This is a genomic window from Verrucosispora sp. WMMA2121, from assembly GCF_027460185.1.
GTDB classification, from domain to species: domain Bacteria; phylum Actinomycetota; class Actinomycetes; order Mycobacteriales; family Micromonosporaceae; genus Micromonospora; species Micromonospora palythoicola.
This window is the reverse complement of the sequence record NZ_JAPZBH010000006.1, coordinates 417213-438249: the sequence shown is the minus strand read 5'-3', so window position 1 is coordinate 438249 and position 21037 is coordinate 417213. Positions and strand designations below refer to the sequence as shown.

The window sequence follows — 21037 nt, the reverse complement described above, 5'->3', positions numbered from 1 at the left end:
ATGGTCGACCGTTCCGGCAACCGACGCACTCGGCGCTTTGACGTGCCGGCGTTGGCGGGTGCCGTGGCGATCGTGGCTGGCACGGCGACCGTCGGGCTCGCCACCGCCGACGAGCAGCTGTCGGCTGCCCAGATCTGCTGGCTGGTGGCCGGCGCGGCCCTCGGGACGGTTGGCATGCTGCGCCTGGACAACCCGGGCGCAGTAAAAAAAATCGCCCAAGGTTGCTAGCTGGCAGATTGCCTATGGCTGTTTGCGGTGTGGCGACACCTACGCGAACGGGCCGTCCGGAGTGAAGGCGTACTCGGCGAAACGGGTGCCGATCCGTTGGTGGGCCTCGGGGCTCGGGTGCAGGCCGTCCGGTAGCGGAAGGTCGACGGCGTCGGTTGGACCGTACAGGGTGGTGCCGTCGAGGTAGTGCAGGTTCTTGTCGGCGGCGCGCCGCTCGGCCAGCGAGCGCAGCTCACGCCGGATGACCTGGAGCGTCAGGCGTCCCAGCGCGACGTCCCCGGGCGTTCCGGTCGCGACGAAACGCACCTGGTCGGTGCCGATCGAGTCGGGGTCGATCGCGCCCGGTCCGGGGGTGTCCTCGTGGATGCCGCAGAACAGCGGCGAGATCAGCAGCAGCGGGACGTCCGGGTGGCCGTCGCGGATGGTGTCGAGGAAGCCGTGGACGGCGGGGACGAAGGTGCGTAGCCGCATCCCGTCGAGGTTCACCACGTTGATGCCGAGCTTGACGCTTATGTAGTCGGCGGGGGCGTCGCGGATCACGCGGGCCAGGAACGGGTCGACGAACGCGCTGCCGCCCAGCCCGAGGTTGCGCAACTCGACGCCGGCCCGGCGGGCGGCGACGGCCGGCCAGGTCTCGCTGGATGCGACGGCGTTCGACCCGTGACTGATGGAGCTGCCGTGGTGTACCCACAGCGGCAGGGTGGCGTCGTCCGGCTCGATCGGGGCGTCCGCCCGCAGGTCGACAAGTTCGACGCTCTCGTTGTGCGGCAGCCAGACCTCGATCCGGTGCCGGCCGGCGGGCAGCCCGGAGACACTTGTCGTGTGCGCCGTCCCGGGATGGAAGACGCTCTGGCCGCTGGTGAGGTCGACCTCCACCCGGTCGCCGCCGCCGAGCGGGTCGCGGAGGGCGAGGACGCCGTCGACATAGACGTCGATGCGGCCACGCGGTCGCTCGGCGCCCAGGTAGGTGATCCGGGTCGGGTGGGTCACCAGGTCGAGCGTGCTCGCCGCCGTCCGGAAGACGAGGCGTACGCCGGACGGCTGGCTCTCCATCGCGAGCAGCTGACCGTCCGGGAACTGCTGCCGTACCCAGGCCGGCAGCCGGTGTGGCCGGATGCCGCGCGGGGTCACCTCGGTCTCGGCGACGCCGCGGAGAAGGTCGGAGGAGACGGGCATCAGTGGTTCCCTTCGGTGGGCCAGGCGCGGAAGGCGGTGTCGAGCGCGCTCAACGCTCGCTGCCAGGAGACGTCGGAGGCGGGTTCGCGGTGCCCGAAGCTGCCGTTGACCTCGAGCGCCAGGAAGCCGTTGATGGTCGCGCCGAGCAGCCGGGTGGCGTGGACGAGTTCGGTCTCCGGCAGCCGGTAGCCACGGAGCATCGCCAGGGTCAGCGCGACCAGTCGGCCGGCCGCGTCCGACCGCACCGTCGATGCCGCCGCCGGCCGTTGCAGGGCGGCCCACCGGCCGGGGCACTGGCGGGCGTAGTCACGGTGCGCGTCGGCGAGGGCGGTGAGCGCGTCGCGCTGTGCCCGGCCACCGATGGCCACGGCGATCCGGTCGGCCAGCTCACCGAGGGCCAGTTCGTGGACGCTGTCGAGCAGTGCCGACCGGTCGCGGACGTGTGAGTAGAGACTCGCGGTCTGCACCCCGAAGTGGCGGGCGAGCGCCGACAGGGTGATCGCCTCGAATCCCTCCCGGTCGGCCAGCTCCGCCGCCGCGGTGGTGACGACCGCCCGGGTCAGGTTCGCGCGTGCCATGCCCACCACCCTACACCCTGTAGCCCCGAACCTAATTGCTTTAGGTTCGGTGGCCGGCGGGACGCACCCCGGTACGGTCATCCGGGTGATGATTCGAGCCGCGCTGGACACCGACCTGGACGGGCTGGGGGAGATGGCGGGGTCGCGGGACCGCGTCGAGGTGCGGCTCCAGGCCGCCCGGCGCGGCGCGGAGGAGATGCTCGTCGCCGTGGCCGCCGATCGCGTGGTGGGCGTGGTGAGCGTCCGGTGGCGGGACGGCTGCGACCCACCGAACCCATGGCTGTACGGGCTGGCGGTGGTCGCGTCGGCCCGTCGCCGTGGCATCGGACGGGCGCTCGTCGAAGCCGGTGAAGCGGCCGGTGCGGCCCGGGGGGCCGACGCCATGAGTCTCGACGTGGACGTCGACGACGAGGCCGCCGTCTCGTTCTACGCGAGGTTGGGCTACGTGATCGTCCGGCCGCACCGGCACCGCTGGCGCGCGATCGACCCGGGTACCGGCGCCGTGACCGGGGAGGGCACGGCGTCGACGTGGATCATGCGCCGTCGACTCCGTGGCATCGACTGACAGCTCCCGGCGGCTCGGCGCCGGCTGCTCCGGGGCTCAGCGCTGCCAGGTGTCGAGGGCGTCCACCGCCGCCCGCACGAAGTCGTCCACCAGAGCGGGGTCGCCGCTGGTGCCTTCCCATCCCTCGTCGTGCAGCAGGGTCACCGCGTCGGCCACCCGTACCACGGCGACCTGCGTGGTCGTCGTCTCGCCCTCGACGAGGTCGCCCGGCAGGTTCCGCGCCGGCCGTACCTGGACGACGAGCAGTCCCTCGTCGCCGGCGTCGGGCAACGGCTCGCTGCGGACCCGCACGGTGTCGCCGTTGCCGATGGTGAAGGAGGCGCAGTCGGCGAGGGTCGCCCGGAGCCGCCGGAGGTAGTCCGCCGCGCCGTCATCGGAGAAGGTGAAGATCGTCTGTGCGATCGTGCCGTACGGCACGTTGGAGGGCGGGTCGCCGGGCTGCCGGTAGCCGGTCATCATCGCGGCGCTGGCGGTGACCGACCGACCGCCGGTGCCGAACCCGTCGTCGCACAACTCGGGTACCGCGTCGGCGACGGGCATCGTGCGCGGCGGCAGCTTCCGCAACTCCGCGGGCAGTTCGAGGAAGGCCGACTTCGGGATGACCACCGTCGCGTCGGCCGTGGGGGTGGCCGTGGCCGGCTCGGTCGCGACGCTCGACGCCGACGGTGGTGGGGTGGCGGTCGAGTCCGGCTCGCCGGTGTCGGCGCCCCCGCAGCCGGCGGCGACCGCGAGGGCGCCGAGCAGTGGCAGCGCCAGCGCTCTTCTCGCCAGGCGTGTCCGCCCTGCCTCCTGGTGCATGTGCTGGCTCATCGCGTCGCCTCCACCGTCGGATTGTGGCCTCCTGCCCATCGACGCGCCCAGCAAAACAACCGGTCGGCGTGTCCCGCCCGGCACAGAGCCACCGGGACTGGCGGATCGCGGTACCCGACCGTATGTCGGGCGACCGAGGTCGGGGTGCGGGCTCCCGGCCGTTCGAGTACGTGAATCCGTGGTTTCCAATCCGTCACGCAATTTGACCGGGCGTTGCGAGGGAGTGCCTCTGATGTTAGCGCGAACATCGCCGCCACCTGTGACCTCCGCCATGTTGACAATCGTCGGGCGGGCGCCGGGTCACCGGTCGCGACACCCCATTTATCCGGCCTGACCTCGCCATTCACGAGCGATCCGTGGGAGCGCTCCCGGGTCCTGTCATTCCGGTCATTCAGGTCGCGATCTGAATGGTAGTGGCGACGACATTCTCCGGTAACCCCGCGCCGTGGCGTGTTCGCTACGTTCAGCACCGGCCGGCGGAAAGCCGGAAAACGATCTGGGAGTGGGAGCATGCGCAGAAAACTGATCCGGCGATTGCTCGCCGGGGTCACTGTGGGGGTGGTGCTGGCGCCGCTCGCCCCGTCGTCCGGGTTCGCATCCCCGACCGGGGATGTGGCGTGGATGCCGTGCGAGCAGGACGCAGGCGCCCTGTGCGGCACCCTGGAGGTTCCGGTCGACTGGGCCGATCCGGGCGGGCCGACCATCGAGTTGGCGCTGGCCAAGCGGCCGGCGACGGATCCGGCGGTGCGCCGGGGGTCGCTGCTGGTGAACCCGGGCGGTCCGGGCGGCTCCGGTGTCGACTCGGCGCTGTGGGCCAGCTACGGCGACGAACTGCGTCGTCATTTCGACATCGTCGGATTCGATCCACGCGGGGTGGCCCGCAGTTCACCGATCATGTGTACTCTCGACCGGATCAACGATTTGCCGGTCGAGCCGATCAAAACATCCAGCGCATTTTCCCGGATGGTCTCGGCGAGCCGGGCGTTGGCCGACGACTGCCGCGCCAACAGTGGGCCGGTATTCGATCACGTGGACACGCTCCAGGTGATCCAGGACATCGACGCGATACGTGCGGCCGTCGGTGACGCCAAGCTGAACTTTCTCGGAATGTCATACGGCACCTTGATGGCCCAGCAGTACGCGGAAATGTATCCGGACCGCGTCGGCGCCATTGTGGCCGACAGCGTGATGGATCACAGCCAGGACGCGCGTGGGTTCGCCGTCACCCAGGCGGCCACCGGGCAGGATTCGTTCAACGAGTTCGTGGCGGGCTGCTCCCGGTTGCCGCAGTGTGCCCTGTACGGCCGCGACATCCGCCAGTTCTGGCAGCGGCTGCTCGACCGCGCCGCCCGGGGCGAACTGCCGGATCCGGACGACCACAGCTACAAGATCACCCAGCGGGATCTGGTCAACTTTGTGTTGGGCAATCTCAACTACCAGCCGTACTGGCTGGAGATCGCCGCCGAGCTGGAGCGGGTCGACGCGGGATGGCCGTGGGGGACGTCGGCGACGGCGGCCCGGGAGGTCGCCGACGAGCCGCCGATCGTGGTGCCCTTCGCGTACCAGGCGGTGCTCTGCCAGGACTGGAACCTGAAGGCGCGGGACGTCACCCAGTGGCGGTCCATCCTCGCCGAGGCCCAGCGCGCCGCACCGGACCTGCCGAACCCGCCCCGGGCGTCGGTCGGCGCGATCTGCCTGGGCTGGCCGACCCCGGCGAACAACCCGCAGCGGCGGATCAACCCGACGAACGGGTCGAAACTGCTGCTGGTCAACTCGCTGCACGATCCGGCGACCGGCTACAACTGGGCGCTCGGTGCCGCCGACCAGTTCGGTGACCACGCCGAACTGCTCACCTACGAGGGCTGGGGACACATCGTGTACGGCCGCGTGAGCTGCGCTGACGGGGCCATCGAGACGTACCTGATCGACCGGGTCGTGCCGGCGGAGGGTACCCGTTGTGCCGCCGCCCCGCCGCCGGGCACGACGTCGGCCCGTGGTCGGGCGCCGAGCCAGGAGTCCGGCCCCGCCGCCCAGCCGCCGGTGCCGCTGCGCGGTGCCCCGCCGCTGCCGACCTGGCTGTTCTGAGCTGTCGGGTCGGGGGTGGTCGGTTCGCCGAGGCGGGCCAGCCACCCCCGACCCGGTCGGTGCACCGAGGCCGGAAGGCGTCAGGGCAGTTCGTGGATGGTGACCGGGCCGGCGGTGTATCGGACCGGGGCGAGCCGGGCCAGGTCCGCGGAGACCGGTCCGGCGTTGGTGTCGGCGAGCAACCAGCGCACCCCGTGGTTGTCGCGGAGCCGGGCCAGGTCGGTGGGGGTCGGATCGGTGAAGACCCGTTCGTTGAGGGCGAACAGCGCCGGGTCGGGTGCGGGTTGTCGGGGATAGCCGTGTCCGTCGCGGCCGTGGGCGGCGACGACATCGTCGGCGTACGCCCAACTCTCGACCAGCGCGCGCCGGCCGCCCAGGCCGGTGACCCAGTAGGCGCGGGCGTCGCAGTTCGGCGTGGTGCGTACGGGTCGGCAGTGCACGTTGGTGGCGACCCGGTCGTCGGGGTCGGTGTGCTTCCGCAGCCAGAGTGCGGCCCGCATCTCGTTCTCGGACACCACGAGCTGCTGGTTGACGGTGCCGAGCGGGTCTGCGTTGGCGAGCAGGTGCCGCACCGGAATCTCCACTCCGGTGGCGATGCTGGCACCGAGCAGTGCCGTGACCGTCCCGGCCAGCGCCGACCTGCCGAGCAGCGTGGCCCGCGCCGGGCGGCCCAGCCGGCGAACCAGGGCGGCGCGGCGGGCGGTGACGGCGGCCCGGGGCCAGGTGAGGAGCAGCGCCTCCACCGCGACGGCGAGCAGTGCGGCCAGGCCGATCAGGGCGGCGTACCGGGCAGCCGACCAGCCGAGCGTCGTCATCCAGTCGTTGGCGTTGGCGACGCGTACCGACTCGACGGCCCGCTCCGCCCGGGTCAGCGCGGGCGGCGACCCGAGTGGTGGGGCGAGCAGTTGGGCGAGCAGGCCGAGGAGACCGGTGGCCACGAGCACCGGCCACCGTACCGGGATCCGGGCGAGCAGCCAGCAGGCGAGCAGCGCACCGAACGGGATGACGGGTAGCCAGAAGTAGATCTGGCTGGCGGAGGGGTGGTAGGTCAGCCAGGCCACCGTGAGGCCGGCGGCGACCGCACCGGTGAACAACCAGGCGACCGGATCGCGTCGGGCCGGTGTGGCCAGCAGCAGCCCGCCAGCCAGTCGGGGTGTCTGCCGCAGCAGCCACGAGCCGACCAGAGCCGCCGCGAGCAGCCACGCGGCCGTCCCGTCCGCCTCGGCCAGGCCCGGCGGCAGCAGCCCGCCGAACTGGGCGCCTTCGTCCGCACCGTAGGTCTGCTGATAGGGCACCAGGAGCCGGATCAGCCCGAGAGGCTGGGCCCGCAGGGTGCCCGCGCCGCCACCGGCGAACAGCCGGTAGCCGACGGCCATGGCGGCGACCAGCGATGCCAGCACCGCGAACACCCGCCACGGCACCCGACGACGGCGGATCCAGGCGGCCAGCGCGGCGAGCCCGAGGCCGGCGATCAGGGGCGGCAGGGCGCTGGACTTGGCACCCGCGCAGGCCAGGCCGAGCGCCGGAACCAGTACCCAGGCCGGGCCGAGGGCCCGCCCGCGCAGCACCTGGACACAGACGGCGGCGAGCAGCATCAGCAGCGGCAGCGCGTACGTCTGAGAGAGACTGCCGTACGACAGCGCGCGGGTCCACGGAATGTCCAGCGGCGAGCCGAACGTGGGTGAGGCGCCGAGATACCCCACGGCGGCGGCCAGCGGACCGACCCACCACGGTCCGGCCAGTTCGCGGACCAGCGCGGCGGCGACCAGCGCGGCGACCCAGGCGACCGGCACCACCCACAGGTGCAGCAGCACCGTGGACGGCGGCACGCCGGTGATCATGCTGGCGCTGGCGATGTGCGCGTCGGACAGGTAGTGGTAGCGCAGCGGCTCCCCGGCCAGGTGTGGCAGCTGGAAGGGCATGTCCCGGGTGAGTTCGTGCACCAGTCCGAGGTGGTAGAGCAGATCCTGGTAGTAGGCGTAGTCCGCCGGAGGCAGCGGCAACGACCGCCAGTTGGCGTATCCCCACACGGCGATGAGCAGCAGCACCGCGCAGATCGCCCAGTGCCAGGCCAGTGGTAGCCGCCGGCCGGATCCGGTGCGCCAGTGCCGGCGCAGCCGGGGCACCGCCAGGAAGACCACGACCACCGGCAGCGGCCACCAGCGCAGCAGGTGCTGGCCTCCGGTGCCGGCGGCGAGCGCCCAGGCGGCCAGTTCGAGCAGCAGGCCGGTGGCCGCGCCGTAGCCGAGATCCTCGGGCAGGTTGCCCCGGCTGCCGCGCAACGCCCGGTGCACCAGTGTCCCCGGCAGCACCACCGCCAACGTCCAGTAGGCCCCGAACGCCCCGACCTCGGCCACCGGGATGCCGCCGTCCCACCACACGATCGGCAGCACGGCGAGCACGACCAGCCAGGGCAGCAGCGTGGCGGACCGACGTAGCGCGTCCGGGCCACGGGCGGGTGCGGCCGCGTCGGCCCTCGGTGCCGCCGTGGCCTGCGCGGGTGCCGGATCCGGCCCCGCCGGTCCCCGACCGGGCGGTGCCGCCGTGGACACGGCGGACGGTTGCGAGTGGGCGGCGGGCAGCGGTGACTCAGCCACGGACGGCAGCGACCGGACGTGCGTCGGCCGTCCGGTGCTCGGCCCCGGTGGGCCGGTCGTCGGCGGTGTCGGACCCGACGTGGAAGGTCGGCCGGTTCTGCACGGCGGCGTAGATCCGGCCGACGTACTCACCGAGCAGGCCCAGGCAGACCAACTGGACCCCGCCGAGCAGCAGCACCGCGACGAACAGGGACGTCCAGCCGGGGATGGTCACCCCGCGCAGGTGCCCGACGACGCCGAAGGCCATCAGTAGCAGGCAGGCCAGGAAGCTACCCGTGCCCAGCCAGGTGGCCAGCCGCAACGGCGCGGCGGAGAAGTTCGCGACGCTGTCCCAGGCCAGCGCGATCATCCGGGGCAGTGGGTACTTCGTCTGGCCGGCGTGCCGGGCCTCGCGTACGTAGCGGACCTCGGCGCTGGGGAAGCCGAGGGCCGGGATCAGCAGCCGGTAGACCGGGTTGCGTTCCGGCAGCCGACGCAGCGTCTGCACCACCTCCCGGCTGACCATCCGGAAGTCGCCCGCCTGGGCCGGCACCTCCGCGCCGACGATCCGCCGCATCAGCCGGTAGTAGATCCGCGCGGTGTGCCGCTTGAAGAAGGTGTCGGTGCTCCGGTCGGCGCGTACCCCGTACACCACGGCGGCGCCCGCCCGCGCCAACCGCAACATCTCGGCGATCGTCTCCGGTGGATCCTGGAGATCGGCGTCGAGGCTGACCACCCACCGCCCGCGGGCCCGGTGCAGGCCGGCGGTCAGCGCCGCCTGATGGCCGCTGTTGCGTCGCAACCGGACGACGCGCAGCTGCGGCCAGTCCCGTGCCTGCGCGGTGAGCAGCGCCACCGTCGCGTCTCGGCTGCCGTCGTCGACGGCCACCACCTCGTAGTCGACGTGCAGGTCGTCGAGCACCGGCCGGAGCCGGGCGACGAGGCCGTCGATCACGGCCTCCTCGTTGTACATCGGCACGACCACGGACAGGGTCGTCTCTCCGGTCACGTCGGATCGCATTGTCTGCCGGCCCCGTCCCACGCAGAGTCCACTTCAGGAGCGCCCGCACAAAGCGAGCAAGCGGTCACCCTTCCCCGGGAAGTTGACTCCCGCCCGGCGCTGGCGTTAACGGCCGGCGAATCCCGCCTGCCGCGTGGATGGTCGGGCCGTCATGTCGGGCCGGGCCGGGCGGTCGTTCCGTGCCGCACACCGTCGGTGTGCGGCACGGACGCCCGGCAGGTTCTCGCCGGCCGGCTCAGGCGGGGGCCGGAACGGCGCCGAGGGCGCGACCGGCCTCCCGGGCGGCCTGCAGGGCCTCGGCGTGCATCTTCGCGGCCTGGTCGGCGAACGAGTCGAGGGCGGGGTTGACGCCGACGAGGGTGAACTCGCGTTCGACGACGGTGAGGTCGGCTCCCCAGCAGTCGGCGATGATCCGGCGCAGGTACGGCGTGGCGTGGTCCCAGCCCTCCCGGGGGGTGCCACCCCCGTACGCTCCGCCCCGGACCGTGACCAGCACGACCCGCTTGCCGGCGAGGAACGGCTTGCCGAATGCGCGCTGGTCGGTGCTGACCAGGTCGACGTAGGTCTTGAAGTGCTGTGAGACGCCGTAGTTGTACAGCGGCACGGCGAACAGGATGGCGTCGGCGGCGAGCAGCTCGTCCACCAGGGTCGCGGCGAGGGCGACGGCCGCGCGCTGCTCGGCGGTGTGCTCCTCGGGCGCGGTCGTCCCGGCGGCGACCGCTGCCGCCCAGGCGGTGGCGGGCAGCGCGTCGACGCCGATGTGGCGACGTTCGATCGGGTCACCGGGGTGAGCGGCGAGCCACTCCGCTTCGACGATGTCCGCGATCTCGCGACTCGCGGACCCGTGGGTACGGATGCTGGCGTCCAGTCGGAACAGGGTCACGACAACTCCAAGATAGGTTGGGTTCAAGCTTGAAGTCGACGATAGGGGCAGTGAGGTTCAAGGTTGAAGTGAATGCGAGATGGCTCACCTCCCGCCGCGCGGTCGGCGGCTAGGCTGGGCAGCATGCCGGAGGAACCCCGGTGGTTGAACGAGTGCGAGCGCGAGGCCTGGCTCGCCCTGGCCAGCCTCATGTTCAAGCTGCCCGGCGCGCTCGACGCGCAACTGCTACGCGACCACAACCTCACGCTGTTCGACTACTTCGTGCTCAGCGGCCTGTCCATGGCACCCGGGCGCACCCTGCGGCTCAGCGCCCTGGCCAGCCAGATCAACAGCTCGCTGTCCCGGCTGTCGAACGTCGTCAAGCGTCTTGAGCAGCGAGGTCTGCTGCGTCGTGAGCCCGACCCGGAGAACCCCCGCTACAACCGGGCGGTGCTGACCGGGGCCGGGTGGGATCTCGTGGTCGCCGCGGCGCCGGGGCATGTCGCGGCGGTACGCCGGTTCGTCATCGACGGGCTCACCGAGGAACAGGTCACCGCGCTGCGGGAGGTCGCCTGTCGGGTGACGCACCAGATCGACGAGGCGGCGCAGTTGCCGCGGTAGCTCAGCTGTCGGGCCCGTCCGCCTCGATCGCCGTGTCCAGCAGGGGGGCCAGCGTCTGCCAGTTGGCGCGGGTGGCGGCGACCGCACCCTCGACGTCACCGGCCGCGCACCGCGCGATGATCCGCTCGTGTTGCGCGACGGAGCCACGGCCGCTCAGCGAGGCGAAGCGGAGTCGTTCCAGCCGCCGCAGCGCGGGCGTGAACTGGTCGAGCACCGACCGCAGCGCCGCGTTCGCCGAGGCGCCCACCAGGACGCCGTGGAATTCGTCGTCCGCCGCGACGGCCGCGTCCACGTCGTCGTCCCGCAGCGCCTGCGCGAACCGGGCGTTCGTCGCCCGCATGGCGTCCAGTTCGGCGGTGGACAGGTTCGGCAGTGCCTCGCGCACCGCCAGCTCGTGCATCGCCGTGGTCACCGACTGGGCGCCACGCAGTGCCCGCAGGTCCAGCGGGCTGACCATGGTGTAACGGCCCGGCCTCGTCCGGACCAGGCCCGCCTCCTCGAGCCGGGTCAGCGCCTCGCGCACCGGCGTGCGGCTGACCCCGAGCCACTGGGCGAGATCGCCGTCGTTGAGCCGCTCACCAGGGGCCAGCGTCCCGTTCACGATCGCGTCGCGGATCGCCCGGAAGGCGTCGTCGCGCAGCAGTGACCGGGCGACGACGCCGGCGCGGGCAGGAATCGGCATGCAACATATTGCACATTTCCACCGCGCCGGCTGTCAACCGCCTCGTGTGCTGTCGTGGGCGGTCATGGTGTCCTGGCGGCCGGGTTCCTCGCGCAGGACGGCGGCGTGCAGCCAGGTCTCCGGGATGGCGAAGCCGTCCACAAGCGTTCGCATGTGCGGACGCAACTCCTTGAGCAGGCCGTTCACCACGGCGGTGATCGCCTTCGAGCGGACCGGGGTGAGTCGGCCGTGCTCCAGCAGCCATCCCTTGTGGGACTCGATGACGCTGAGGGCGTACAGGTCGCAGACGCGGGAGAGTAGCGCCCGGACCGCCGGGTCCGCGGTGTCCTCGATGCCGGCGACGAACGCCTCCAGGGTGATCCGGTCGATGTGCGCTGCGGCGGCGGTGAGGACGTGGTCCTGGACGTCGTTGAAGATGTCGAACGGGCGGTCCCGCTTGCTGGCCGCGCCGTTGCGCAGACGGCGGATCGCCCCTTCGAGCAGGTGCTTCTCGCGGTCGTCGAAGATCTTGAGATGCCAGCCCCGGTCGGTGACGGCGACCTCCTCGTCGCGGCCGGGTACGGCGCTGATCAGTTGCTGGATCAGCGACCGGGCGGCGGAGCGTTCGAGCACCATCTCCCGAACCTGCTCGGCGACGAAGGAGGCACGTCCCCAGCCGTCCAGCGAGCCGAACTCGTCCCGGTACCCGGTCAGCAGCCCCTTCGCGACCAGTTGCAGCAGGACCGTGTTGTCGCCTTCGAACGTGGTGAAGACGTCGGTGTCGGCGCGCAGGCCCGGCAACCGGTTCTCGGCCAGGTAGCCGGCGCCGCCGCACGCCTCGCGACACAGCTGGATGGTGCGCGCGGCGTGCCAGGTCTGCGCGGCCTTGAGCCCGGCGGCGCGGGACTCCAACTCCCGCTGCCGCCGCTCGTCGACCGGGCCGTCTCCGCCCTGCACCTCGTGCACCGCCGCGACCAGTTCGGCCTGGGCGAAGTGCAGCGCGTAGGTGGTGGCCAGGGCGGGCAGCAACTTGCGCTGGTGGGCCAGGTAGTCGTTGAGCAGCACCTCCCGCTCGGCGTCGGGGGTGCTGAACTGGCGGCGGATGTCGCCGTACCGGACCGCGATGGTCAACGCCGACTTGGTGGCCGCCGACGCGGCGCCACCCACACTGACCCGGCCCCGGACCAGGGTGCCGAGCATGGTGAAGAAGCGCCGCGAGTCGTTCTCGATCGGGCTGGAGTACGTGCCGTCCTCGGCGACCTGGCCGTAACGGTCCAGCAGCATGTCCCGGGGCACCGTGACGTGGTCGAAGCTCAGTCGCCCGTTGTCCACGCCGAGCAGGCCGGCCTTGGGCCCGGCGTCGCCGATGGTCACGCCGGGTAGCGGGTTGCCCCGCTCGTCGCGGATCGGCACCAACCACGCGTGTACGCCATGCCGCTGCCCGTTGGTCACCAACTGCGCGAAGACGACCGCCATCCGCCCGTCCCGGGCGGCGTTGCCGATGTAGTCCTTGCGGGCCGCCTCGTGCGGGGTGTGCAGGTCGAAGGTCTGCGTTTCGGGGTCGTACGTGCAGGTGGTGCGCAGCTGCTGGACATCGGAGCCGTGCCCGGTCTCGGTCATCGCGAAGCAGCCCAGGATCCGGCCGGAGATGATGTCCCGAAGGTAGGCGTCGTGGTGGCGACGGGTGCCCAGGGCCGCGACCGCGCCGCCGAACAGGCCCCACTGCACGCCGGCCTTGACCATCAGCGAGAGGTCCACCTGGGCCAGCATCTCGGTGGCGATGATCGAGCCGCCGACGTCGGATCCACCGCCGTACTGGGTGGGAAAGGCCGAGGCGATGCCCAGCTTCACCGGAAGCTCGCCGAGCAGCCGGGTGACCCGCTCGCGCGCCTGGTCGCCGGTCTCGCCGTACACCGGGAGGAAGCGCTCGTCGAGGTGCCTGCGATGCGCGTTGCGGATCTCGGCCCACGGTCCGTCGAGCACGTCCTGCAGGCGGGTGAGGTCGACGGGGCCGGGTACGGGACTGGGCATGGCTACCTCGCAGGACGCTGGTTGGGTACAGCTCGTACCCAGCCAAGGGTACCGAGCCGCTACAGTGATCCGGTGAGCAATGCGTTGGTGAAACGGGACACCATCGCCGCCCGCCGTGCCGGTGGCATCCCGCAGGAGCGGGCCCGGCGGCGGCAGGTGATCGTGGAGGCCGCGGTCCGCGTCATCGAGGAGCACGGCACCGACGCCGGGCTCGGCACGGTGGCCGACCGGGCCGGGCTGCCCAGACCGCACGTGTACCGTCATTTCGCCAGCAAGGACGACCTCGATCAGGCCGTGGCGCGGTACGCCGCCCGCCAGGTGAGCGCCTGGATCCGCCCGTCGCTGTCGGCTCCGGGTACCCCGCCGGAGGTGGTGCACGGCGTCATCGGCCGGGTGTTGAGCTGGGCGGTGGCCCACCCCAACCTCTACCGGTTCCGGGCCCGCCTCGGCACCGCGCACGCCGTTCCCGAGATCACCGAGGCGGCCGTCGCCAACCTGCGCGCCGCGGGGCACGAGGCGCACCTGCCCGCGTACGTGGTGGCCAGCGTCGTCGGCATGGTCGACGCCGGCATCATCTGGTGGTTCGACCACCGGGACGAGGTCGAGCCGGACCAGCTCAACGACTGGCTCGCCGCCCAGGTGTGGCGGGTCGTCGCGGAGGTAACGACCTGAGTGTCTCCGGCAGCGCCCTGGTGTGCAGGATGACCAGTTCGGCGACGGCCCGGGTCAGGGCCACGTAGAGCCGGCTCATGCCGCGAGGCTCGGCGGCGACGATGTCGGCGGGTTCCACCAGCACCACCCGGTCGTACTCCAGTCCCGTGACCTGGCTGACCGGGATCGCCCCGAGTGGGTCGGCGCTCGCGTCCGCGGCGATGACCGCGCCGGTTTCCTCGGCTTGACCCGGGGATGAGCTGGAGGTGGCCCTCCGGGATCAGCCCTGGTCACCCCGCCCGGTCTGCTGCTGCAACTGGTCGATCAACTTCGCCGCCTCGGCCTTGGTGAGGTCGTCCGGCACGCTCTCGCCCGCCTCGCGGGCCAGGGTCCGCAGGTAGGACTCCTGCGCCGCCGTCGTCGGCTCGTCGCCGGTCACCCACTCGTCCGGATCCTTCACCGCGGCCTGCGGATCATGCTTCTCGGTCATCTCGTACACCCTTCCTCTCGAACGGGTGTGCCATTACCCGGCTCGGTGGTCACCCATTCCTCCCGGCCCGGTCCCGGAGACCCTCGGTAATCCAGATCGGTTACCGGCTCCGTTGACGGGACTTCGTCGTCCGCCGAGCGGGCGCCCTTGCGGCCGGGCGCTGCCGCTGGCGCAGGGCGCACCGAGACGCCGACCCGCACCGTCAGACCGGCACCCGCCGCTCCCACCACGGACGAACCGTCACGGGCTCGCTGCGCAGCAGTCGGCGGTGCAGGTCCTGCAGCCGGTGACCCGGCTCGACGCCGAGCCGGTCGGCGAGGGTGTCCCGGGCGTCCTGGAACGCGGTGAGCGCCTCCGCCCGCCGGGAGGTCTGCCCGAGCGCGACGAGCAGCAGTTCCCAGAGCCGCTCCCGCACCGGATGCTCCACGAGCATCCAGCGCAACTCGGCCACCACGTCCTCCACGTCGCCCAGGAGCAGACGGAGGCCGGTCACCTCCTCCAGCACGTTCTGACGCAGCTCGGTCAACCGGATCCGTTCGGCCTCGGCCAGCGGGCCGGTGGCCTCGTGCAGGGCCTGCCCGGACCAGTGCGCCAGGCCACGCTGGAACAGGTGGAGCGACTGCGCCAGCTCGGCCCGGGACAGGGCGGCGCGGGCCGCCCGGACGTCACGCTCGAAGCGGACGACGTCCACCGCCTCCGGCGGTACGTCCAGGGTGTACCCAGGACGGGTGGAGCGCAGCACCCGGGCGAGTGCCGGGCGGCGGTCGGGCGGTTCCAGCACCCGGCGCAGCCGGCCGATGTAGGTGTGCACCATGTTCTCCACCGAGTCGGGTCGGCGGCCCACCCAGATGGCGTCGACGATCTGGGCCACGGACATCACCATGCCGCTGCGCATCGCCAGCACCGCCAGCACCTCACGTTGTCGTGGGGTGCCCAGATACAGATCGGTGTCCACCCGGCGGGCCTGGATCGGGCCGAGCAGGAGTATTGACAGGTCATCGTGCGGCATCGGAGTTTTCTCCCCCACCCAGTCGGGCCGGGTGTCACGACCCGGCTCCGGCACTTGTTCGGTGTCGACGGCTGCGGCATTCCCCACCTACCGGTCCTTCGGGACGTGGGGCAATCGCAATCCACTAAGAAAATTGACGGGGAAATTCTCTGTGCAGCGACCAAGTTAGCTACCGGGCGAGCCCTACCGCAAGGGTTGCCTTACGTGGTCGAGGTTGCCTCCAGCATCGGTCCAGGAAAGACCTCGCAGCAATGGATAGCGTCCGACATGCCCAATCTGAACTTTTCGCCCACACCTTGCGGCGCTTGGTCACAACCTCGCGCGCGGACTGCGGTTTTCCCGGGAAGCTGCTCGCTTCCGGCGGCCTCACCGGACAACCGCACGTCAACTTTTCGGCGGTTCCGGAAATCGTTTCTTTCGCCTGTGGCGATCTAAATTCGTCCGGTCGGCCATTGACGACAATCCGGAGAGCCTCTTCTACTTCATGCGTTACCCGGCCTGATACCGGACGTGCTGACCACCAGCAGAGCCGGAGCGGCGCTCCGCCCGTCTACCTGCTCGTCGGGCCCGCGCCGGTGACGTTCAGCGCGAGCGAGTAGACCGAGGTGGTGGCCGTCACGAACAGCACGTTGCGCTTGCGGCCACCGAAGGTCAGGTTCGAGCAGATCTCCGGTAGCCGGAGTTTGCCGAGCAGCGTGCCCTCCTGGTCGAAGCAGTGCAGGCCGTCGTGGGCGGCGACCCACAGCCGGCCCTCCCGGTCGAGTCGGATCCCGTCGAACGAGCCGGCATCACACTCGGCGAGCACGCCACGGTCGCGCAGCGTCCAGTCGGGGCCCACGTCGAAGTGGCGGAGGTGTCGACGCCGGGTGTCGACGATGAACAGTCGCCGTTCGTCCGCCGAGAACGCGAGACCGTTGGGTCGCAGGAAGTCGTCGGCGACCCGCTCGACCCGGCCGTCCGGCGAGCAGCGGTAGACGTGGCAGCCGTCCAGCTCCGGATCCGCCCGGTACCCCTCGTAGTCACTGTCGATGCCGTAGCTCGGATCGGTGAACCACAACGCGCCGTCGCTGGTCTCGACGACGTCGTTCGGGCTGTTGAACCGCTTGCCCCGCCACCGGTCCGCCACGACGGTCAACGACCCGTCGGGCTCGGTACGGGTCACCCGACGGTGGCCGTGCTCGCACGTCACGACCCGGCCGAGGCGGTCGATGGTACGGCCGTTGGGGTGACCGGCGGGCGTCTCGAAGACGTCGCACCGGCCGGTGACCTCGTCCCACCGCAACACCCGGTCGTTGGGGATGTCACTGAACAGCAGGCAGCGCCACGCGGGGGAGTACGCCGGCCCTTCCAGCCAACGCCCGCCGTCGAACAGCCGCTGCATCACGTGGTCACCGCTGACCGCCCGGAACCGTTCGTCCAGGACCTCCCACCGGGTGGCGGTGCGCTCGACCGGGCTCATCGTGCTCCCTCGCCGCCCGAGGCGAGCCGGGCGAAGACCGTCGCCTCCCGCTCGAGGAGCCGCCGGGTGCGCCTGCCGTACAGCAGCTGGACCAGGCGGGCTGCCGGGCCGTCCCAGTCGATGCTCAGCCGCAGGCGGGTCGAGGAGCCCTCCGGACGCAGCTCGTGGCTCGCCGTGGTCCGGACGCCCGGCGTACGGGCCTGCCAGGTGAAGCCGGCCCCGGGTCGCCAGTCGGTTATCTCGTACCTGGCGGTGGCCAGCCCCGGCTGGCGGATCCGAAAGCGGCTGCCGACCGTCACCGGACCGGCGCCGTCGATGCGGGTGATCTCGTCGATGGTGGGCAGCAATTCGGCCCAACGGTCGACGTCGCTCACGGTCCGCCAGACGGTGGCGGGATCGGCGGCCACGTGCTGTTCGACGGCAATCGTCATGTACCGGATGGTACGGCGGCGTGCGGTGTGCGCCCCACGAGGGTGGTGGCGACCCGGCGGACGGGTCCGGTCCGGGTCGCCACCACGGTGGTCAGCCGTTGTCGATCAGACTCGCGATCTCGTTGTAGATGAGATGTGCCTTGGCGCCCTGGTTGGACGGGCAGCCGCCGAGGTGGTGCAGGGCGATCACCCGGTGGCTGCTGTTCAGCACCGGTGAGCCCGAGTTGCCACCGGAGGTGTCGCAGCTGTAGCTGATGTTCCAGGTGTTGTAGTTGGCGTTGCGCACGGTGCAGCGCGCCCCGTTCTGGGTGTTCTCGAAGATGGACAGCCGCTTCGGGCTGCCGTCACCGTGCCCCGGGATGTACATCTGCGTCCCGGTGGTGGTGGCGGAGGTCGCCAGGTAGAGCGTGCCGAAGCCCTGGATGGCGGCGAAGTTGTTCACCGAGAACAGGGCGTAGTCGAGCTGGCTGGAGCCACCACTGCTCACCCGGTAGAGCGTCGCGCCGCTCACCTTCGTGCCGGGGCCCGGGTTCGCGCCGCCGCAGGTGGCGCACTGGTAGTTGAACTGCATCTCGCTGCCGCTGACCGCGGCCTGGGTCGAGAAGCAGTGCTTGTTGGTCAGCATGCGGTTGGTGTTGCCGACCCGCCAGGTGGTGCACATCCCGCCGCCGCTGATCAGCAGCCGGGCCACCGCGTTGCCCCGGGCGTACTCGGTGGGGTGGCTGCTCTGGTAGCAGACCACGTCGCGGCGGGCGTCGGTGCTGCACACCGACTGGGTGGAGAAGTTGTACTGGCCGATCTCCGTGCGGTCGTAGCCGCGCCAGAACCGGTCGACGGTCGCGGCGCTGCCCCGGGAGGAGCGGTTGCCGTGCAGCGTCACCACCGCCGTGTCGCCCTCCACCGACATCGCCCAGAAGCCCGGCCGGCCGTCGGTGGTGTAGTCCGCGCCGGTGGCCCGGTTCAGGTGACGGTCGTACCGGTAGCTCTCCCGGCCGTCCGGGCTCGACACGGTGACGTACTCGCCGGGAGCCAGCCGCAGCGAGCTGAAGTGCACCTTGATGTACGTCGCGCCGGGGTGCTTGATGATCTGGGTCCGGCCGTCGCGGGCGGACGACAACGAACCGCCGACGGTGCGCAGTTCACCGACGGTCGTCACACCCTCGGCCGAGAACTGGTCCGATTCGGGTGCCCGCTCGGACACTGGCGTGATCGGCTGCGCGGATTGTGCCGCGGCGGGGGCCGACAGCAGGGTCAGTCCGAGGGTGCAGGTGGCGAGTGTGACGGTCACCGTGCGTAGACGGCGCAGGACAGGTTTCATCGTCGCTCCTCCCAGGAAGCGGAACCTGAACGATTCCTAAGCTTTCATACCGAAGCTGATCGATACATGCAAGATAATCAATGAGTAATACCGCCTCTTGGCCCTTCTGTTGACGTGACGCCGACCTGGGTACTGGAGGCACATGTTCGAGGGCTTCACCGACGAGCGGGTCGACGTGGGCGAGGTGGAACTGCGCGTCCGGCACGCCGGTCGCGGTCCCGCCGTCCTGCTCGTCCACGGACATCCGCGTACCGGATCGACCTGGCACCGGGTCGCCCCGAGGCTGGTGGATCGCGGGTTCGCCGTGGTCTGTCCCGACATGCGGGGCTACGGCCAGTCCGGCAAGGCGCGGATCCTGCCGGATCACTCCCAGCAGTCCAAGCGCGTGGTGGCGGCGGACATGGTCCGACTCATGCACACACTCGGCCACTCGACGTTCGCCGCCGTCGGGCACGATCGCGGTTGTTACGTGGCGCTCCGCCTGGCGCTCGACCATCCCGACACCGTCAGCCGGCTGGTGGTCATCGACGGCGTACCCATCAGCGAGGCCCTCGCCAGGTGCGACGCGACGTTCGCCCGGAGCTGGTACCACTGGTTCTTCTTCGCCCAGCCGGACAAGCCGGAACGGGCCATCGGCGCCGACCCCGACGCCTGGTACGGCGACAAGGCGCGACCGGACCGGATGGGAAGCGACAACCACCGGGAGTTCCGGCAGGCCATCCACGACCCGGCGACGGTACGGGCGATGCTGGAGGACTACCGCGCCGGCCTCGGGGTCGACCGGGCGCACGAGGAGGCCGACCGGCGGGATGGTCGTACGGTCCGGTGCCCCACCCTGCTGCTCTGGTCGACCCGGGACGACCTGGAGGATCTCTACGGCGACCCGCTCGCCGTCTGGCGTCCCTGGGCCGACGATCTGCGCGGCCATCCGATCGAGTCCGGGCACCACGTCGCCGAGGAGAACCCCGAGGGCCTGACCGCCGCCCTGTGCCAATTCCTCGCCTGACCGCCGCGCCGCCACCACGCGTCGCCGGTCAGGGCTGGTGCGGCGGCACCGGCGTGGGCCACTCTTGCAGTCAGGCTTGATGCATCGACACCTGTCACCACCTCACCTGGTGCCGAGACCGTCCGGCAGACCCGCCGGGCGTGCCCGAACCCCGTCGGGCACCCGCATCCTGCGGATGTGAAGGAGCGCCATGAAACCGTCCCTCCGGGTCCTCGCGGCGGTGGTCGTCCTCGCGGCCCCGCTGGCCCTGACCGCCCCCGTGCAGGCGGCGAACACTCTCACCATGCGCGGCGCGGACGTCTCCTCGCTGCAACGCAGCCTCGACCTCGGCGCCCGCTACTACAACGCCTCCGGAGCGCTGGCCGACCCCTACGACATCCTCGCCTCGAAGGGCGTCAACTACCTGCGGCTGCGCGTCTGGAACAACCCGGCCAGCGGCTACAACAACAAGGCCAAGGTGCTTCAGCAGGCCAGGACGATCAAAGCCAAGGGTTTCAAGCTGCTGATCGACTTCCACTACTCGGACACCTGGGCGGATCCGGGCAAGCAGCATCCGCCGGCGGCCTGGGCCAACCATTCGCTGAGCCAGTTGCAGGCCGACGTCTACAACTACACCTACGACGTGTGCAGCGCACTCAAGGCGCAGGGCACCACGCCGGACGCGGTGCAGATCGGCAACGAGATCAACGTCGGGATGCTCTGGCCCGCCGGCCAGGTGGTCAACAACGACTTCGCCCCGCTGGCGAGCCTGCTCAAGCGGGGCTACCAGGCCACCAAGGCGTGCCACGGCGGCACCCAGGTGTGGATCCACACGGCGAACGCGGACAGCAACGCCAACGCTCGCTGGTTCTACGACGGGATCCGGGCACAGGGTGTCCCGTGGGACGTCACCGCCCTGTCCTACTACTGCATGTGGCACGGCACCCTGGCCAACCTGTACAACGTGATCGCCGACGTGCGGTCGCGCTACGGCAAGCCGGTGGTGATCGCCGAGACCGCGTACCCGTTCACCACCGCCGACGCCGACCACCAACCGAACGTGATCTCGGGTACCGAGCGCTGCGACAACATCCCGGCCACCTGGTCGGGGCAGGCGCAGCAGTTCAGTTGGGTGCAGAACACCGCGCGCAACGCCGGTGCGGTCGGTGTCTTCTACTGGGAGCCGACCTGGCACGCGGTGCGCGGCAACGGGTGGGATCCGGCGGACATCAACGGAACCGGTAACGGCTGGGACAACATGGCCGTCTTCGACTGGTTCGGGCGGGTGAACCCGCACCTGTACTGGACGCCGTGACCGTCGTCCGGGCCCGGGAGTCGCCACCGGGTCCGTCGGCGAGCCGTGCCAGGCCCTCGCGTGGCCCCGGAGTCGGGGCTCGGAGCAGAGCCAATCAATAGACCTCTGTCGTTTGACGTATGACGACGTTAACGCTAACTTCGCTGTCACGGGCGGGTGTTGTGG

20 protein-coding genes and 1 pseudogene are annotated in these 21037 nt (G+C 71.0%); 7 read left to right on the top strand and 14 right to left on the bottom strand.

The window, feature by feature from the left end; translation table 11 throughout:
• Complete coding sequence (locus O7605_RS10915) at positions 1 to 228, top strand: hypothetical protein (RefSeq protein WP_269739081.1); 228 nt, start codon at positions 1 to 3, stop codon at positions 226 to 228.
• A gap of 39 nt (positions 229 to 267) precedes the next feature.
• On the opposite strand, the gene O7605_RS10910 is transcribed toward O7605_RS10915, so the two are convergent.
• Positions 268 to 1404 (bottom strand): GDSL-type esterase/lipase family protein, encoded by a 1137-nt coding sequence (locus tag O7605_RS10910; RefSeq protein WP_269739080.1) that lies wholly within the window; start codon positions 1402 to 1404, stop codon positions 268 to 270.
• The gene (locus tag O7605_RS10905) at positions 1404 to 1982 is read right to left on the bottom strand and encodes a TetR/AcrR family transcriptional regulator (protein ID WP_269739079.1); all 579 of its coding nucleotides are present in this window, start codon (positions 1980 to 1982) and stop codon (positions 1404 to 1406) included. Before O7605_RS10905 ends, O7605_RS10910 begins: the two co-directional genes overlap by 1 nt.
• A gap of 88 nt (positions 1983 to 2070) precedes the next feature.
• Between O7605_RS10905 and O7605_RS10900 the strand changes: the two genes are divergently transcribed.
• Complete coding sequence (locus O7605_RS10900) at positions 2071 to 2547, top strand: GNAT family N-acetyltransferase (protein WP_269742597.1); 477 nt, start codon at positions 2071 to 2073, stop codon at positions 2545 to 2547.
• 36 nt (positions 2548 to 2583) lie between these two features.
• Here O7605_RS10900 and O7605_RS10895 read toward each other — a convergent pair whose 3' ends face one another.
• On the bottom strand, positions 2584 to 3357 hold the full coding sequence (locus O7605_RS10895; protein WP_269739078.1) for a hypothetical protein: 774 nt from the start codon (positions 3355 to 3357) through the stop codon (positions 2584 to 2586).
• A gap of 510 nt (positions 3358 to 3867) precedes the next feature.
• Between O7605_RS10895 and O7605_RS10890 the strand changes: the two genes are divergently transcribed.
• On the top strand, positions 3868 to 5442 hold the full coding sequence (locus O7605_RS10890; protein WP_269739077.1) for an alpha/beta hydrolase: 1575 nt from the start codon (positions 3868 to 3870) through the stop codon (positions 5440 to 5442).
• An 80-nt stretch (positions 5443 to 5522) separates the two neighbouring features.
• Here the strand turns inward: O7605_RS10890 and O7605_RS10885 are convergent, their stop codons facing one another.
• The 3 genes from O7605_RS10885 to O7605_RS10875 all read right to left on the bottom strand — a co-directional run bounded on the left by O7605_RS10885 (position 5523) and on the right by O7605_RS10875 (position 9922).
• Positions 5523 to 8039: a hypothetical protein gene (locus O7605_RS10885; protein ID WP_269739076.1), complete on the bottom strand. Its 2517-nt coding sequence runs from the start codon at positions 8037 to 8039 to the stop codon at positions 5523 to 5525.
• Positions 8032 to 9027: a glycosyltransferase family 2 protein gene (locus O7605_RS10880; protein WP_269739075.1), complete on the bottom strand. Its 996-nt coding sequence runs from the start codon at positions 9025 to 9027 to the stop codon at positions 8032 to 8034. The genes O7605_RS10885 and O7605_RS10880 overlap by 8 nt, the downstream gene beginning before the upstream one ends.
• Positions 9028 to 9274: 247 nt before the next feature.
• A complete protein-coding gene (locus O7605_RS10875) occupies positions 9275 to 9922 on the bottom strand; it encodes an FMN-dependent NADH-azoreductase (RefSeq protein ID WP_269739074.1) in 648 nt (215 codons plus the stop codon).
• 123 nt (positions 9923 to 10045) lie between these two features.
• Here O7605_RS10875 and O7605_RS10870 point away from each other — a divergent pair, with 123 nt between their 5' ends.
• Positions 10046 to 10522: a MarR family winged helix-turn-helix transcriptional regulator gene (locus O7605_RS10870; protein WP_269739073.1), complete on the top strand. Its 477-nt coding sequence runs from the start codon at positions 10046 to 10048 to the stop codon at positions 10520 to 10522.
• Between the two features lies 1 nt (position 10523).
• On the opposite strand, the gene O7605_RS10865 is transcribed toward O7605_RS10870, so the two are convergent.
• Both O7605_RS10865 and O7605_RS10860 read right to left on the bottom strand, forming a co-directional pair.
• Positions 10524 to 11204, bottom strand: coding sequence for a GntR family transcriptional regulator (locus O7605_RS10865; protein WP_269739072.1), 681 nt, complete (start codon positions 11202 to 11204; stop codon positions 10524 to 10526).
• A gap of 33 nt (positions 11205 to 11237) precedes the next feature.
• The gene (locus tag O7605_RS10860; RefSeq protein WP_269739071.1) at positions 11238 to 13214 is read right to left on the bottom strand and encodes an acyl-CoA dehydrogenase family protein; all 1977 of its coding nucleotides are present in this window, start codon (positions 13212 to 13214) and stop codon (positions 11238 to 11240) included.
• 72 nt (positions 13215 to 13286) lie between these two features.
• Between O7605_RS10860 and O7605_RS10855 the strand changes: the two genes are divergently transcribed.
• Positions 13287 to 13886, top strand: a complete 600-nt coding sequence (locus O7605_RS10855) for a TetR/AcrR family transcriptional regulator (RefSeq protein WP_269739070.1) — start codon at positions 13287 to 13289, stop codon at positions 13884 to 13886.
• Here O7605_RS10855 and O7605_RS10850 read toward each other — a convergent pair.
• The 6 genes and pseudogenes from O7605_RS10850 to O7605_RS10825 all read right to left on the bottom strand — a co-directional run.
• Positions 13831 to 14085, bottom strand: a pseudogene (locus tag O7605_RS10850) (helicase); the annotation flags it as partial. The gene O7605_RS10855 and the pseudogene O7605_RS10850 overlap by 56 nt on opposite strands.
• Before the next feature lie 60 nt (positions 14086 to 14145).
• Positions 14146 to 14355, bottom strand: a complete 210-nt coding sequence (locus O7605_RS10845; protein WP_269739069.1) for a DUF3072 domain-containing protein — start codon at positions 14353 to 14355, stop codon at positions 14146 to 14148.
• 202 nt (positions 14356 to 14557) lie between these two features.
• The gene (locus O7605_RS10840; RefSeq protein WP_269739068.1) at positions 14558 to 15364 is read right to left on the bottom strand and encodes an AfsR/SARP family transcriptional regulator; all 807 of its coding nucleotides are present in this window, start codon (positions 15362 to 15364) and stop codon (positions 14558 to 14560) included.
• A 550-nt stretch (positions 15365 to 15914) separates the two neighbouring features.
• A complete protein-coding gene (locus O7605_RS10835; protein ID WP_269739067.1) occupies positions 15915 to 16823 on the bottom strand; it encodes an SMP-30/gluconolactonase/LRE family protein in 909 nt (302 codons plus the stop codon).
• Positions 16820 to 17254 carry an SRPBCC family protein gene (locus O7605_RS10830; protein ID WP_269739066.1) on the bottom strand — a complete coding sequence of 145 codons (435 nt, stop codon included), beginning with the start codon at positions 17252 to 17254 and terminating at the stop codon, positions 16820 to 16822. The genes O7605_RS10835 and O7605_RS10830 overlap by 4 nt, the downstream gene beginning before the upstream one ends.
• Before the next feature lie 91 nt (positions 17255 to 17345).
• Entirely contained in the window at positions 17346 to 18572 is a 1227-nt protein-coding gene (locus tag O7605_RS10825; RefSeq protein WP_269739065.1) for a trypsin-like serine peptidase, read from the bottom strand.
• A gap of 142 nt (positions 18573 to 18714) precedes the next feature.
• Here O7605_RS10825 and O7605_RS10820 point away from each other — a divergent pair, with 142 nt between their 5' ends.
• The gene (locus O7605_RS10820) at positions 18715 to 19578 is read left to right on the top strand and encodes an alpha/beta fold hydrolase (protein WP_269739064.1); all 864 of its coding nucleotides are present in this window, start codon (positions 18715 to 18717) and stop codon (positions 19576 to 19578) included.
• Between the two features lie 190 nt (positions 19579 to 19768).
• Complete coding sequence (locus tag O7605_RS10815; RefSeq protein WP_269739063.1) at positions 19769 to 20872, top strand: glycoside hydrolase family 53 protein; 1104 nt, start codon at positions 19769 to 19771, stop codon at positions 20870 to 20872.
• Positions 20873 to 21037 lie beyond the last annotated feature (165 nt).